The sequence below is a fragment of the Nocardia ninae NBRC 108245 genome (assembly GCF_007990755.1).
Classification (GTDB): Bacteria; Actinomycetota; Actinomycetes; order Mycobacteriales; family Mycobacteriaceae; genus Nocardia; species Nocardia ninae.
This window is the reverse complement of sequence record NZ_BJXA01000026.1, coordinates 40,875-55,839: the sequence shown is the minus strand read 5'-3', so window position 1 is coordinate 55,839 and position 14,965 is coordinate 40,875. Positions and strand designations below refer to the sequence as shown.

The window sequence follows — 14,965 nt, the reverse complement described above, 5'->3', positions numbered from 1 at the left end:
GGGAATACCCATCATTCGAGGTCGTACGCGTATCGCGGCGGTCGCGGAGAGCACCGCGAGACCGGGCGGTCTCGCGGGTCTCCGCAGCAGTACGTACTCGACTCGTCGGGTCAGATACCGATCACGTCTAGCATCAAACGAACCCAGTGGCTGACCATCCCGATAATCATCGGACTCTCCTTTCACCACCTCGCCGGAACTGCGTCGTAAGCACCAGATTGCCGCAGCGCGGCGCGCCCCAAACGGCGATCGACCGGACGTCCACCGGACAACTCGTTCACCGCGCTGTCAGCTTGCGCCAGCGTTGCGGGGCGTCGCCGTAGCGGCGGTGGAAGGCGCGGCTGAACGCGGCGTTGGAGGTGTAACCGACGTCGGCGGCGATGCGCGACACCGGGTCGGTAGTGGAGCGCAGCAGTTCGGCGGCGCGGTCGAGGCGGCGCTCGGTGACGTAGGCGGAGGGGGCTCGCCCGAGCAGCCGGGTGAAGCGTTCGGCGAAGGCCGAGCGGGACATGCGGGCGTCCCTGGCCAGCGTGGTGACGGTCCATGGCTTGCTCGGGTCGCGGTGGATGGCGGCCAGGACCGGGCCGAGCGCGGGGTCCATGGCCGCGGTGAGCCAGCCTGGTTCGGCGTCGTGGCCGGCGAACCAGGCGCGCAGGGTATGGATGAACAGCAGGTCGAGTACCCGCGAGATCATTACCGCGGCACCGGGATTCGGGTTGGTCACCTCGATGAGCAGCACCGGCAGAATGGCCGCGAGCCACGGCCGGTCGCCGGGATCGGCGGGAATGTGGATCGCCGGGGGCAGCACCGACAGCAGTGGGGCCGCGATGGCCTCCTGGACCGCGAATGTTCCGGTGACCCAGCGCGGCGCTTCAGGGTCGGCGAGTTCGGTGTCGAGGCGGAAGGTGTCGGAATCTTGCAGCGGTCGCGCGGTCGTGCCGGTGCCGACGTCGAGTGAATGGCCGTCGCCGCAGCCGAGCAGGACCAGGTCGCCCGGGCCGAGCAGGATCGGCGGGCGGTCGCCGACGCGCAGCCGGATGGTGCCACGTTCCACGATGTGCAGCAGGCGGATTCCGTCGGGGATGGTCACCTCGAAGGGCGGCGGTGGTGCGAAACGGACGACCGTGTCGCCGTGCAGCCGGACGGTCTCCAGGATCTCCGAGAGTGCATCGAGGTCCTCGGTCTGGGTGAACACGGTCGACACTCCTGGAGTTTCGGCAAACTATCTCGGCTTCTGAAGCATAGCTTTTGCCTGATTGTCCACCTACCGTGGAGCTTGCTCGCCGCGAGAGTCCGTAGTCCGGTTATCGAAGGGTTCGAAAAAGCATGCGTAACAACAGGTCCCGTGCTCGTGCGGCAGGTCGTGGCTGGCGCGGCACCGTACTGACGGTCGCCGCGCTCACGCTGGGTATGACCGCGACGGCGTGCACCGCCTCCGCCGAGAGCGACCCGAGTCCCGCGCCGAGCGCGAACAAGCCGGGTGTGCTGCTGGTGCACGGGGCGTTCGCCGACGGGTCGAGCTGGAGCAAGGTCGCCGCGCAGCTGCAGCGCGACGGGTATCAGGTGACGACGGCGGCGGTGCCGCTGCGCGGGCTCACCTACGACGCGGCCTACATTCGCAGCGTGCTGGACGGGTTGCCGGGCAAGACGATTCTGGTGGGTCACTCCTACGGCGGTGCCGTGATCACCAATGCCGCAACGGGTTCGGCGAAGGCGGCGGGCCTGGTGTACGTGGCGGCGTTCGCCCCGGATCAGGGCGAGCCGGTCGGTGCGCTGGACGCGAAGTTCGGCGGGCCGGCTACCAAAATCGGTGTACCGCATGAGTTTCCGCTGCCCGGCGGTGGAGTCGGTCAGGAGCTGACGGTCGCGCCGGACAAGTTCCACGACAACTTCGCGCAGGATCTGCCCGTGAGTGAGGCAGCGGTGCTGGCCGCGGCGCAGCGGCCGATCGCGGTGACCTCGTTCATGGAGCCGAGCGGGGTTCCGGCATGGAAGTCGCTGCCGAGCTGGGCGCTGGTGGCCAAGAACGATCGGATGATCCCGGCCGACGGGCAGCGGGAGATGGCCAAGCGGATGAACGCGACCACCGTCGAGCAGGCGGGCAGTCACGCGGTCGCGTTGTCGCAGCCTGCGGCGGTGACCGAGCTCATCGAGGCTGCGGCGGGCACCATCCAGCCCTGAGCGCGGGTGCGAACGCATCAGCGTTTCTCAGGGTGACGCACTCGCGTTTCTCAGGTCCGGTCAGCAGACTGCGTGGGCGTGAGTCATCTGGAGTTGCCGTTTCTCGTGCTGTTCGGCACGATCCTCGCCCAGCCGCTCGGTCGGCGGCTCGGCGTGGCCCCGGCCGTGCTGATGACGGTGTTCGGGTGTGTGCTTGCCCTGATCCCGGCGGTGCCCGATGTGCGGGTCGCGCCGGATCTCATTCTGCCGCTGCTGCTTCCGCCGCTGCTGTACGCGGCGGCTCGGCGCACCTCGTGGCGCACGTTCGCGCAGAACTGGAGTGCGATCGCCCTGCAGGCGTTCGGGCTGGTGATCGCCACCGCGGCCGTGGTTGCGGTGGTGGTGCATCTGTGGCACCCGGCGGTGCCGCTGGCCGTTGCGTTCGTGCTCGGCGCGCTGGTGGCGCCGCCGGACCCGGTGGCCGTCGGCGCGCTGGCCGGTCGGCTCGGGCTGCCGCGCAGGCTGGTCGCGGTGCTGGAGGGGGAGGGGCTGTTCAACGATGTCACCGCGATCGTGCTGTACGGGATCGCGGTGCAGGCGGTGGTCACCGGGCAGTTCTCCGCGTGGTCGGCGGCGCTGGACTTCGTGGTGTCGGCGGTGGTCGGTGTCGCGGTCGGGTTGGTGTTCGGCTGGGGTGGCAGTCGGCTGATGCGGCGGCTGGACGAGGCCGCGTGGCAGGTGGCGCTGGGTTTGGCGCTGCCGTTCGCGGCCTACCGGCTGGCCGAGGCCTGGGGTGGGTCGGCGGTGCTCGCGGTGCTGGTGTGCGCGCTGTATCTGACCGACGCGGCCAGCGACTTCGGTGACAGCGATTATCGGCTGGTCGGGGACTCGTTCTGGGCGATCATCGAAATGCTGGTCACCGGGATCGCTTTCGGGCTGATCGGACTGGAGTTGGCCACCGTGCTGCGCGATGTGGGGCCGGAGTGGCCGCGCTTCCTAGGGGTCTCCGGTGCGGTGATCGGCGCCGTCGTCGGGGTGCGGCTGGTGTGGTTGATGGGAACGTGGGCGGTGTTCGGTCGCTGGTGGCGGCGAAAGGAGGCGGACGAGCCGTATACCTGGCGGGAGACCATGGTCACCTGGTGGGCGGGGCAGCGCGGGGTGGCCACCGTGGCGTTGGCCTTGGCGGTGCCGTTGACCACCGAGTCCGGGGCGGCGTTCCCGTGGCGCAACGGAATTCTGTTCACCGCTTTCGCCTTGGTGCTGTTCACCTTGCTGATCCAGGGGCCGACGCTGTCGCTTGTGGTGCGTGCGACGGGAGTTCGGGTCGATACGGAGTCGGAGCGGTTGATGGAGCGGCAGCTGTGGACGCGGATCCTGCGTGCGGAGCTCACCCGGCTGCAACAAGTGGCGCACACCGAGGATCTGCCGGATGAGGTGTACGACCGGTTGCATGTAGGGATCGAAAGACGCTTGGCGCGCGCCGATCCCGAAGCGGCCGACGATGCGAAGGCGGCGGCCGAGGGTAGTTTCGGGCTGAACCGCAAGCTCGACCGGATCAACCAGGAGGTGCTGGCGGCGGGGCGGACCGAAGCGATGGCCGCGCGGCGGGAACCGGGGGTGCCGCCGGATCTGGTCGATCGGGTGATGCGGCGGCTCGATCTGCGCTCGCCGTAGCGGGATGATGCGACACGCGGACTTCGGCTGGTGGAGGCGTGTGGGCCGCCTTCGCATCGCTGTAGCAAACAGCCCGGCGAAGCTCCCGAACGTCGGCGCGGTCTGCTGCTACCGTCCGACACCGTGACTTCGGACAGCGTGGAAGCAGCCCGATCGGACCGTCGTCTCGGCCTGCGCATGTGGCTCCTGCCGGTGGCTGTGCTCGGCGTGTTCATGGCGCTGCTCGGCACGATGTATCTGGCATACGTGGTCGATCCGGAAGAGAACATGCACGACTTTCCGATCGCGCTGGTGAATCAGGACGTCGGCGACACGATCGGCGCGCCGGGGCAGGAGCGGCGGGTGGTCTTCGGCGATGAGGTCGCCGAAGGGCTGAAGAAGGCGGTGCCCGCGGACAAGATCGACCTGCAGATGGTCTCCGCCAATGAGGCGTCGCTGCGCATGCAGGACAACAAGGTGTACGGCACCATCCTGATTCCGAGCGACTTCAGCAAACGGCTGGGCATCCTCGGGGTCGGAAGCGTGATCCCCGGCGATATCGAGCGGCCGATCATCACGTTGCAGACCAATCCGCGCAGCGGCGCGTTCGTGACCGAGATCGTCACGCAGATCGGTACGCAGGCGCTCGATCAGGTGAACACGCAGGTCGGACAGCAACTGACCGAGCAGGTGCGGGCACAGTTGACGCCGCCACCCGGCGGGCCGCCCGCGCCCGAACTGAGTGGTGCCAGCCGGGTGGCGCTCGCCGAGCCGCTGCAGATCGTCACCGAACCGTTCCATCCGTTGCCCAGCGGCACGGGGCAGGGGCTCACGGCGTTCTTCTACGCGCTGCTGCTCCTGCTGGCCGGGCTGGTCGGCTCGATGACGATCCACACGATGATCGACGCGCAACTCGGCTTCGTACCCACCGAGTACGGGCCGTGGTTCGTGCATTTCCCGCCGACGCCGATCTCGCGTTTCCACACGCTGCTGATCAAGTGGGGCGTCATGGTGGTGACCGCGAATGTTGTTGCGGCGGTGTTCCTGCTCGTCGCGAAGGCGCTCGGCATGCCGCTCGATCATCCGCTCGGGCTTTTCCTATACAGCACGCTGGCCATCATCGCCGTCGGCGTCACCGGGCTGTCCGTGCTCGCGGCCGTCGGGTCGGCCGGCCTGCTGATCAACCTGATCTTGTTCATCATTCTCGGGCTGCCGTCCTCCGGCGGCACCGTGCCGATCGAGGCGACGCCGAAATACTTCAGCTGGCTGGCGTCTTTCGAGCCGATGCACCAGGTGTTCCTCGGGGTGCGCGCGATCCTCTACTTCGACGCGAGCGGTCCGGCGGGGCTCAGCAGGGGCGTCTGGATGTCGGCGCTCGGACTGGCCATCGGTCTCGTGCTCGGCGTGGTGATCACGCGGTGGTACGACTATAAAGGCCTGCGCCGCAGCGGAACCGGTCGTCCGGTCGCGGAGTAGCACGTCAGGCGGGGATTCCGGGCCGGCGCAGTGGTGGTGCCTGGCTTGTCCGTTCCTGCCTCGATGGGCGGGGGTTCTGCGTACCCTGGGTCGGCGAGTCGTCCGCCGACCGCAGGTCAGCCGAATCCCTTCGACCAGAGAGCGTTTCGTGACTACTGCCCAGTTTTCTTTTCCGGTCCGCGATGTCGAGCGCAAGGTGCTCGACCGAGTCGCCGAGTTGGCGGAGGGGTTTCGGGCCGTCGCGGCCGGGTACGACGAGCGGGCCGAGATCGCGGTGGCGCACCTGACGGCGCTACACGACGCGGATGTCGATCGGGCGGTATTACCGGAACACGTAGGCGGGCTCGGGCTGAGCTACTCGGCGTTCGGGCATGTGGTGTGCGTGCTCGCGAAGGCGGATCCGTCGACGGCGACGATCTGGACGATGCACGCGGGGGCCGGGGTCGCGCTCGCGGAGTTCACCGAGGAAACGCTCGGCTCGTTCTTCGCCGACGAGTTCCTCGCGGGCAAGCGCTTCGCCAACGCGCTGTCCGAACCCGCCAGTGGGAACCGGTTTCTCAATCCGCAGCAGGACGCTGTTCCGGTCGCGGGTGGTTGGTCGCTGACCGGGGCCAAGCGATTCGTCTCCGGGTGTGAGATCGCGGAGTACCTGCTGGTGAACGCGCGGGTCGACGACGTGCCCGCGTTCTTCGGGGTGGTGCCCGACGAGACGGTGTCGACCATCCCGATCTGGGACACCCTCGGTTTGCGGGCGACGCGCAGTCAGCTGTTGTCGTTCGACAACACGCTGCTGCGGGCCGAATATCGGGGCCGGGCACCAGGGTTCGGGGACTTCGCGGTGATTCCAGCTGGACTGCCCGCCATCTCGCTCGGCATCGCCGACGCGGCGCTGGACGCGCTGGTGGAGCACGCGCAGTCGCGGGTGATCCTCGGTAAGCCGCTGTCGCATCAGCAGTGGGTGCAGTACGAGGTCGCCGACGTGCAGACCAAACTGGCAGCGGCGCATGCGTTGTACGAGCGGGCGCTGCGGGAGGCCGACAACGGGATACCGAGTTTCTTCCCCAATCTGTCGCGGGCGAAGTATCTCGCCAACAAGGTCGCCGTGGATGTCGCGCAATTGGGTGTACGGGTGGGCGGTGCGTCGGGTTATCTCAAAAAGTCGCCTATCCAACGTCATCTGCGTGATGCGGAGGCGGGTCAGTTGATGGCGTACTCGACCGAGGTGATCGCCGGTGAGATCGGCAGGTCGGTGCTCGGCGTGGCGGACGGCGAGTAGCCGGGTGCGTGCGGAGACCCGGTGCCGGAGGAGCACCGGGTCTCGTGGCTTGCGCAGTTGTGTACCGCGGGTAGATATTTCGCGGGCGACCGGTTACTTCCGCCGGAGCCCAGTCGTGTCGCGGCGCAGTTATGTCCCAGGGCAGAGTCGCCTTGGTGTGGTGTCGGTCCTGAGCCGAGCGTCGACGCAACCTGCGGGAAGGTCTGCGTAGGTTTGCGTGCCGAAGTTGGCGGTGACCGTCATTGTGCCGTCACCGAATGTGCTGCGTTGCACCAGGTGATCTGCGGTGAGCCACTGGAAGTCGGTCATCGGCGCGGTGCCTGCTGTTTCGTGCAGCGGTGCGAAATACTTTTGCAAGCGGGCGATTTCGGTGCCGTGGGTGGTGAGTTGCTCCTGGTCCAGTACGAGGTTCAGCGGGGTGTTGTTCAAGATCGAAGTCAGTGCCCGCATCGTTTGTTGTTGCGGCAGTTTGTAGTACGGCAGTTCCCACCGGTCCAGGTTGATCACCGAGTCGTGCAGCACGGTTTCGTACAGCGGGACTCGGTAGGCGGGATCGAACATGGCCTTCGCGACCGCTGCGGGTAGTTCGGCGGGCTGGAAGAAGTTGCGTGGGGCACGCGCCGGGGCCCAGCCGCCCCAGGTTTCCTTGTCCCGCTCCGCCTTCCACAGCAGATCCGAGACCGGCGTCTGGGAGCCGTGGCTGTAGGCGAGCACTGTGCTCGCCCACGCGCCTGCCGACTCCGAGCCGAGCACCTGCTTGCGATCCTCGGCCAGGGCGCGCATGCGGGCCAGCCGGTTGGTGCGGTCCTGCTGCTGGTTCATCGGGTGGTCGGGGCTGTAGTCGTCGAAGAACTCGCCTGCGGCGTCGACGTCGAGGAAGTAGGTGTTCGCGCCGTTGGCTGTGATGCTCGCGTACCGGTCGTCGAGCAGGCGCGGATGCTGTGCCAGGGCTTGGGAACTGAGGTAGCAGCCGCGATTGCCGAAGCCGGTCTCCGGCTTGCCGTCCGCGTCGTGCACGCAGCCGGTCGGCCACATCGGGTCGGGCCAGCGGGAGCTCGGGTTGTCTGCGGTGGCCGGGTCTTGGGCGTTGGCGTACGAATCATAGGGTCCGGCAAGGTATCCGGCCTGCTTCGCGGCATCGATGGCGTCGCGGGTCATCGGGTCGTCGCCTGCGTCGTAGCCGAGCCACATGCGGGTCAGGCCGAGCTCGCGCATCTTGCGGATCGCGTCGGAGGTTCGGCCGTCGCCCCAGAGGTAGGCGTGGAAAGCGCCGAGCAGCTGGGAGATCGCGGGATTCTGCCGGATCTTGTCGGTCAGGGAACGGAACTGGCCGTGTTGCATGAGCCAGGCGCGGTAGTCCTTGGCTGCGGCGACCGGTGATGCGTCAGTCAGGGCGAAAGTGATTGTGTAGTCACGAGTATCGGCTCGGGCCGCGAAGTCGTGCTCGGCTGTTGCGCGGAGTCTCCCACCTACGGAGTTGACCGTCAGGGTGGTGCCGATGTCGGTGGGGGCGAGGTAGCTGACGCCGCGGTCACCGATGCGGTAGGCCCAGAACGGCATGGTCAGTCCGGAGGTCAGGTCGAGGGGGTTGTCGACGAGGGTGGCGTCGGGGGAGTTCCAGAACGGGTCGTCGACGGGGAGCGACAATCCCTCGCCGCGCGGGAGTTGGAGGGCGGCTGCGGCTGGGTCGGTGCCGGTGACCGGCCAGGCGAGGCGCTCGTCGCGGTCGCTGTACAGGACGACACGGAGGCGGCCGTCGGCGGCGTCGGCGGAGGCGGTCAAGCCCTTGTCGGGGTAGGTCCAGGTGGCCAGGTCGCCGGTGATCCGGATCGGACCCGCGGCGCCTAGGCCGGGTGCGCCTTCGGAGATGGCGATGCGCGCACCGTCGTCGACGAGTCCGGTGATCGCCAGTGATGCGGTGTCCACCTCTGCCTGGCCGCCGGCGATCGGCACGAGTACGTGGTCGCCGCGTTGCTGTGGGCGCGTGCTGTCGGGGGTTGCTGTCGCAGGCCGTGACGGTCAGGGCGGCGATCAGTAAAACGGTAGTCGAGGCGATACCTCGGTAGGTGCGTTCGATGCTCCGACGTCTCATGCCCGGCACGTTGCCGAAGCCGGATGAGAGTTCGATGAGACGACATGAGGGTCCCCGGCCTGCGCGGATCCGATCCGTAGTATCCGGAACATGCGCGTGTTGGTGGTGGACGACGAGGACGCGGTCCGGGCGGCGCTGGTGCGCGCGATGGACAGCGAGGGTTATCAGACCCGCGCTGCGGGGGACGGTGCGGCCGCGCTCGCCGAGATCCAGCGGTGGCAGCCGGAGGTGGTGCTGCTGGATGTGCTGATGCCGTTCATGGATGGGCTGACCGCGTGCAGGCAGTTGCGGGCGCGCGGGGATCGCACGCCGATCTTGATGCTCACCGCTCGTGATGCGGTCGCCGATCGGGTGGACGGGCTCGATGCCGGCGCGGACGACTATCTGGTCAAACCCTTCGACCTGGATGAACTACTGGCCAGGGTCCGCGCGTTGGTTCGGCGCACCTACCCCGAGGACGGTGCCGTGCTGTCCTGCGCTGATTTGGTGATGGACACCACTGCGCACGAGGTCCGCCGGGGCGCCCGGCTCGTGGAACTCAGCCGCACTGAGTTCGCGCTGCTGGAGGTGCTGTTGCGCAATGAAGGCCAGGCGTTGCCGCGGGAGATGCTCATCGAACGCGTCTGGGGGAGCGGGGTGGGCTCGACGTCGAATTCGCTCGAGGTCTACATACGGTATCTGCGGCGCAAGCTGGAGGCCGACAACGAACCCCGGCTGATCCACACCCTGCGCGGTATCGGCTATCGGCTGGCTCCGCCGTGAGGCTGCCCAGTTCGCTACGTGCCCGCGTCGCGTTGTTCTGCGTGGTCGCCATTGCGTGCGCGCTGGCGGGGATGGGGGTGGCGGCCTACGCCGTGGTCGTGCACGAACTCGACCGTTCGCTCGACCTCGGACTGCGCCGGGAAGCTACCCGCATCAGCCGCACGGTGGCCACCGACCCCGAGGTGGCCACCGCGTCCGGGCCGTGCCGGTATCTGACCGCCCCGAGCTGTGTACAGGTGGTCGGTGCGGACGGGCGGATCGAATCCGAGCACGACCCGAACCAGCCGCTGCCGGTCGATGCCGCTACCGCGGCGGTAGCGGCAGGCACGCGACCGGCGTACTTCAGCGATATCCGGCTGGCTGGGTATCCGCTCCGGATGTACACCGCGCCATTGCGTTCCGGTAGTGCGGTGCAGATCGCGCAGCGCGCTGATCCCGTGGATACGAGCCTTCGCCGCGTCGCCTACGCCCTGCTGGCCGCGGCGGCGGTCGGGATGTTGCTTGCCATCGGAGTCGGGTTCGCTGTCGCCCGTCGCGCTGTCGCGCCGGTCACCACGCTGACCAGGGCTGCCGAAAGGATCGCGCGGACCAGGGATCCGCGCCAGCACATCACCGTCACCGGACCCGGCGAATTGCGCAGCCTGGCAAGCAGTTTCAACACTATGCTCGACGAGCTGGATCAGGCGCTGACCGCCGAGCGGAACTCCCGTGCGGCCCAGCACCGTTTGATCGCCGACACTTCGCACGAACTGCGCACACCGCTGACGGCATTGCGCACCAATATCGATCTGCTGCGCCGGGCCGCTCGCCTCAGTGGTGGACAACTCGACGAAACAGTGTCCGCCTTGCGCATTCAGTCCGAGGAACTCTCCGGTCTGGTCACCGATCTGATCGACCTCGCGCGCGCCGACGACCCGGCCGCTGCGCCGGAATCCTTCGAGGATCTACGGCTCGACCTGCTGGTGGCGGACTGCCTGCGGACCGCTGAGCGGCACTGGCCGACACTGACATTCGAGGCCGAGCTCGAGCCCGTCACGATCGGCGGCGTGCACGCTCGGCTCGTCCGCGCCATCACCAACCTGCTCGACAATGCCGCCAAATTCAGTCCACCGCGAGGCGTTGTCCGCATTGTGTTGCGGCACAACGCATTGACTGTCCGCGACCACGGGCCGGGGATACCGCCGGAAGATTTCCCGCACATCTTCGATCGCTTCTATCGCTCCACCGCCGCGCGGGCGAAACCCGGACACGGTCTCGGCCTGGCCATTGTCCAACAGGTAGCGGCTCTGCACGGGGCCGATATCGCCGCCGAATCCGCTCCGGGCGGTGGCGCGCTCTTCCGGCTCACCTTTCCGTCGGCGGACTGACCCACCGGAGTATTTCCGTTCATTCGGAAATCCCCAGATTTGCCGCTGGCGTGCTGGGCTCGGAAGGAGAAATATAGGCGTGCAACCGCCAGCGGGAGCGGCGTTTCCGAGCCGGGCCGCGTCCGCTGTTCGCCACGAGATGGGAGCGGACTGTGCACGACGTCACCGATACCCCTGAAGCGCCGGCCGGTACGGCCGCGGATGAGCTCGCGGAGCGCTATACCTGGGAGATCGTCCATGATGGGGTGACCGTTGATTCGGGAGAGAGCCGACTAGGCGAACCACATCCGTTGACCGGGAGCACCGCGGGGCAGTACTACGAGGTCGCGTGCGGACTGTTCGAGCAAGCCTGCGACACGGTGGTGGAGGAACACCGGTACGAGGTGATGATGGCGCGCGTCGACGGGAACCCGGAACCGCGCCCGGTCACCGTGGTCACCGTGCTGCTGCGCTATGCCGACGGCAGCGTCGCGATATCCATGACGGCCCATCCGCGGCATCGGCCGATCACCGACAAGGACATGACCGAGTACCGCGAGTACCTGGAGTGGGCCGAAGAAGACCACCGGCGCTTTCTCCAGCGTAAAGCGCTGAGCGACGAAACCTTCGACCTCCCATGGGAATCCACCGAAGAGGAATGGGTTCCGGACGAAACGATCGATCAGACCGACCCGCGGCTGACTCGAATCGCCGAACTGGAAGGCGAAGCCGCCGACATTCGCGCCGAGGTCTTCGATCCCGACCACTGCCGCGAACTCCGATTCCGTGCCGAGGAGAAGCTGCGTGCGGCCCACGCCGCCGCAGTGGAGGCGGAGGCCGGCGGGGATGACGCGGCACTGGCCACGGCCGAGCGGGAAGTTCTCCGCCGCACCGAACGCCTCGCCCGGTGGACGACGCTGCTCGCCGAAACCACCGCCGCGTATCTGCAGGCCGCGGCGCTCGACGCGGAGGCCGCCCAGGTGCGGCGTGCGGTCCAAGCAGACAACGACGGCGAGTAGCCGGGCGTGCCGTGCTGTTCCGGTGCCTACCGGGCGATCGGCAGGCACCGGGCTGGTTCACAGCGCGAGCAGCGCTCGGCGGCCGATGCGTGGATCGGCCAACGGGCGCAATGCGATTCGCATCAGGGCGAGGGCGTTGTCGTCGCCTGCGATGCGGTTCGCTTTCAGGGCCCCGCAGGCGAGACACTGGTGGACCAGCTGCCATTCGCCGTTGTCGCGGGCGGACATGCTCACCGCCTCCATCCGGCCACGGCACTGCTCGGCCCGATCGCCGGGGACACGTCGGTCCACGTGGCGGCTGGACAGGCAGTGCGGGCAGTGGTTGCGGTGGGCGGTGCCCGGCGCGGTGACGGGCACCTCCATGCGGCAGCCGACGCAGCGGAACGCGTCACCGGATTCGCCTGCGCGACCGTGCAATACGTCCTTGGTGCGTTGTGGGCGGCGGACCGCCGGTTTCCTTCGTGGCATGCCGCACCCCCTACAGATCGCCGAAAACTTCGAGGGGGAACGGTGGTTCGGCGAGCGGGCGGACCGCCATGCGCATCAGGATGAGCTGGTTGTCGTCGCCGCACACGGGGTGCAGCGCCAGCTCGTGGCAGCGGGTGCAGCGGTGCACCACGGCCCATTCGCCGGTGCGCAGCACGGCAATCGACAGCGGCGCCATTCTGGCGCGGCAGTCGGAAGTGCCACCCTCGACGTGGTCGTGGGTGTGCCGTGAGTTGAGGCAGCTCGGGCAGTGGTTGCGCCAGCCGTTGTCCGGCGCGAGCGTGGCCACGACGAGGCCGCAACGCACGCAGGTGAAGGTGTCGGTACGCAGCGATGCGCTGGGACCGTGAGAGGTGTTGTCTGACACCCGGATTACTCCTTTGCTGAGGGCTTGATGCAGTTACAGCAGGAGCAGGCCGAGCGCGCCTCGGAAGTATTTAGCGGCGGTTGGCTGTGCGGGCGTGGGCGGAACCGGTACGGCTCGGCGCCACGCGGTGAGGCGCGCTCGGCGCGGTCCGGGTCATAAACACTCTTTCTTCCGTGGGCCGTCAGCCCGGGCAAAACCGATCTCTGGGGCGCTCTACCAGCGCGGCGGCAACCGTAGCAACGGGTCGGTCGCCGTCGCCACTGATTTTGCGGGCGGCCTCGCTGTCTTGTCGGCGATGGCAATGGCGATGGCGATTGCGGCCGACCGTCCGGCGACCGTGCGCGGCAACGGGGCGGGTATGGGCCAACCTATCGGGAGGTCGCCCGCGGTTCAGCGCGGTAGTTCCGGATGGCGAGCGTCAGGCTGCTTGCTGCCGCGAGCGCCGCCACGGCGAACATCGAGGGGTAGCCGAAGCCCAGCTGCTCGTGCAGGAACGACAGCAGGGCGGGCACGCCGAAGCCCAGATAGCTCACCGAGTAGAACACTGCGGTCAGTCCGGCGAGATCGGCTGGGGTGGCGATGCGTTCGATCTCCTGGAGTCCGGCGACCAGGCCGATGCCGTATCCCGCGCCGAGTACGACGGCCGTTGCCAGGGTCGCCCACAGCGTCAGTGCGGCGGAAGCCCAAGCCGCCGTGATCATTCCGCAGGTGACGAAGGCCAGTGAGACGACCGCCGCGCGTGCGGTGCCGGGTTTGTCGATCCGCCGGGCCACGGACTGGATCGCGAAACCGCAACTGAGCGTGATGACTCCGACGAGTGCCGAGAACGCGATCGGTGCGCCGTGGATATGCGGCGCCATCAAGGTGGGCATGACCGCGTACGCCGTGCCGGCGGAGGTGAACAACCACAGCGCGACCGGCAGTGCGACACAGCGGAATCTGCGGTGTCCGGCTGCGGGTACCTTCAGGTCATCGCGCAGGCGACCCGGGTTTTTCTGGGGGACTACCGTTTCCGGTACTTGCGCCACCCACAGTGCGGCGACCAGGCACAGCGCGACGTTGATCAGATAGGCGAGTGTGTTGGGCCACGGCGCCCACTGTGCGAGCACACCAGCGAATCCTGCGCCGACCGCGAAGCCGCCGGTGAGGCTCATGGCCGAGCGCCGCGCGCCGGTGCCGCCGGGCAGCGCGGGACCGAACGGTGGTTGCGCGAGTTCCTTCAGCCAGCTGCTGCCGACCGCCATGGCCAGTCCGAGCGCTATCCCGCACAGCACCCGGCCGGCGGAAAGTGCAGGCACAGAAGCGGATCCGAATGCCAGCAGTAGCGAGCCCGCCGCAGTGATCAGCGGGCCCGGACGCAGCAACGCGCGGCGGCCGTACCGGTCCGACAGCGGCCCGCCGATCAACAGTGCGGGGACGATGCCGAGGACGTAATAGAACAGCAGCAGATCCACCGTCGTGACGGGCAGGCCGTGGTTTTTGTACATCACCAGCAGCGGGGTGAATTCGTTGCCGCCCCAGGCGATGGCGAACATCGCGGCGGCGACACCCCACCACGCCTTCGTGGCGGGCTTGGTGAGGGTGGGCCGGAGCGCGGTGGTCAGCGTCGTCATCACAGCCCCCGTAGCTCTAGCTGGTGCACGCCGGAGAGGTGCTCGGCCAGTGCGGTGGCGAAGCGGTCGACCTCTCCGGTTTCGATCAGCCCGGCCAGGTGTGCGTGCTGCTCGATGATCCGGTCGATGTCGATCGGGCCGCGGCGTAGCGCGACGCTGTTCATTCGGCGCTGCCGTTCGCGCAATGAATCGTAGAAGCTCGCCAGCAGTGGGTTACCCGCAGCGATCACATACGAGCGATGGAAGTCGGTGTCCACCAGGGCGAACTGGTCGAGGTCGCCTGCCGCGGCCAGCTCGCGCTGCCGGTCGAGCGACGAACGGAACAGCGACGTCAGTGCCGTCCGGTCGGTGCCGGCCAGCGCACGGACTGCGGCCGCCTCGACGACATAGCGGGCGTAGGCGACGTGCTCGGCCTCGTCGGGCGGTATCGGTACCACCAGCGCGCCGCGCTTGGGGTAGAGCTTCATCCAGCCTTCGGTTTCCAGCCGCAGGAAGGCCTCGCGCACGGGTGTCCGCGACGTGCCGAGCTCGGCGGCTATCTCGCCTTCGCTGATGAGTTCGCCTCCGGACAAACCGCCGGTCAGGATGCGTTCCTTGACCTCGCGGTAGGCATGCTCGGCTGATGAATACGTCTTAGACACAAGTTGTATCTTAGGCAGGAATTATCGCGAACCGACTGTGAGGTTTGTTACCGCTGCGGTTGCGTGCATTCGGC

13 protein-coding genes are annotated in these 14,965 nt (G+C 67.8%); 7 read left to right on the top strand and 6 right to left on the bottom strand.

Annotation, left to right across the window (positions count from 1 at the left end; all coding sequences use genetic code 11):
- Nucleotides 1-277: 277 nt before the first annotated feature.
- The gene (locus tag NN4_RS20315) at nt 278-1,195 is read right to left on the bottom strand and encodes an AraC family transcriptional regulator (protein WP_147133595.1); all 918 of its coding nucleotides are present in this window, start codon (nt 1,193-1,195) and stop codon (nt 278-280) included.
- Nucleotides 1,196-1,326: 131 nt separating this feature from the next.
- Here NN4_RS20315 and NN4_RS20310 point away from each other — a divergent pair, with 131 nt between their 5' ends.
- The 4 genes from NN4_RS20310 to NN4_RS20295 all read left to right on the top strand — a co-directional run bounded on the left by NN4_RS20310 (nt 1,327) and on the right by NN4_RS20295 (nt 6,565).
- A complete protein-coding gene (locus tag NN4_RS20310) occupies nt 1,327-2,181 on the top strand; it encodes an alpha/beta fold hydrolase (RefSeq protein WP_246180974.1) in 855 nt (284 codons plus the stop codon).
- Nucleotides 2,182-2,259: 78 nt separating this feature from the next.
- A complete protein-coding gene (locus NN4_RS20305) occupies nt 2,260-3,834 on the top strand; it encodes a Na+/H+ antiporter (RefSeq protein WP_147133593.1) in 1,575 nt (524 codons plus the stop codon).
- A 177-nt stretch (nt 3,835-4,011) separates the two neighbouring features.
- A complete protein-coding gene (locus tag NN4_RS20300; RefSeq protein ID WP_186818531.1) occupies nt 4,012-5,289 on the top strand; it encodes a YhgE/Pip domain-containing protein in 1,278 nt (425 codons plus the stop codon).
- Nucleotides 5,290-5,437: 148 nt separating this feature from the next.
- Complete coding sequence (locus NN4_RS20295) at nt 5,438-6,565, top strand: acyl-CoA dehydrogenase family protein (RefSeq protein WP_147133590.1); 1,128 nt, start codon at nt 5,438-5,440, stop codon at nt 6,563-6,565.
- A 129-nt stretch (nt 6,566-6,694) separates the two neighbouring features.
- Here NN4_RS20295 and NN4_RS20290 read toward each other — a convergent pair whose 3' ends face one another.
- Nucleotides 6,695-8,518, bottom strand: coding sequence for a glycoside hydrolase (locus NN4_RS20290; protein WP_147133587.1), 1,824 nt, complete (start codon nt 8,516-8,518; stop codon nt 6,695-6,697).
- 229 nt (nt 8,519-8,747) lie between these two features.
- Here NN4_RS20290 and NN4_RS20285 point away from each other — a divergent pair, with 229 nt between their 5' ends.
- The 3 genes from NN4_RS20285 (at nt 8,748) to NN4_RS20275 (ending at nt 11,784) form a co-directional block, all read left to right on the top strand.
- A complete protein-coding gene (locus NN4_RS20285; RefSeq protein WP_147133584.1) occupies nt 8,748-9,419 on the top strand; it encodes a response regulator transcription factor in 672 nt (223 codons plus the stop codon).
- On the top strand, nt 9,416-10,786 hold the full coding sequence (locus NN4_RS20280) for a HAMP domain-containing sensor histidine kinase (RefSeq protein WP_222595113.1): 1,371 nt from the start codon (nt 9,416-9,418) through the stop codon (nt 10,784-10,786). The genes NN4_RS20285 and NN4_RS20280 overlap by 4 nt, the downstream gene beginning before the upstream one ends.
- 152 nt (nt 10,787-10,938) lie before the next feature.
- On the top strand, nt 10,939-11,784 hold the full coding sequence (locus tag NN4_RS20275; protein ID WP_147133581.1) for a hypothetical protein: 846 nt from the start codon (nt 10,939-10,941) through the stop codon (nt 11,782-11,784).
- Between the two features lie 57 nt (nt 11,785-11,841).
- On the opposite strand, the gene NN4_RS20270 is transcribed toward NN4_RS20275, so the two are convergent.
- The 4 genes from NN4_RS20270 to NN4_RS20255 all read right to left on the bottom strand — a co-directional run bounded on the left by NN4_RS20270 (nt 11,842) and on the right by NN4_RS20255 (nt 14,891).
- Nucleotides 11,842-12,252, bottom strand: a complete 411-nt coding sequence (locus NN4_RS20270) for an RNHCP domain-containing protein (RefSeq protein WP_147133578.1) — start codon at nt 12,250-12,252, stop codon at nt 11,842-11,844.
- A 10-nt stretch (nt 12,253-12,262) separates the two neighbouring features.
- Nucleotides 12,263-12,637 carry an RNHCP domain-containing protein gene (locus tag NN4_RS20265; protein WP_147133575.1) on the bottom strand — a complete coding sequence of 125 codons (375 nt, stop codon included), beginning with the start codon at nt 12,635-12,637 and terminating at the stop codon, nt 12,263-12,265.
- Nucleotides 12,638-13,005: 368 nt separating this feature from the next.
- Entirely contained in the window at nt 13,006-14,250 is a 1,245-nt protein-coding gene (locus NN4_RS20260) for an MFS transporter (RefSeq protein ID WP_147133572.1), read from the bottom strand.
- The gene (locus tag NN4_RS20255; RefSeq protein ID WP_147133569.1) at nt 14,250-14,891 is read right to left on the bottom strand and encodes a GntR family transcriptional regulator; all 642 of its coding nucleotides are present in this window, start codon (nt 14,889-14,891) and stop codon (nt 14,250-14,252) included. The genes NN4_RS20260 and NN4_RS20255 overlap by 1 nt, the downstream gene beginning before the upstream one ends.
- Nucleotides 14,892-14,965: the final 74 nt, after the last annotated feature.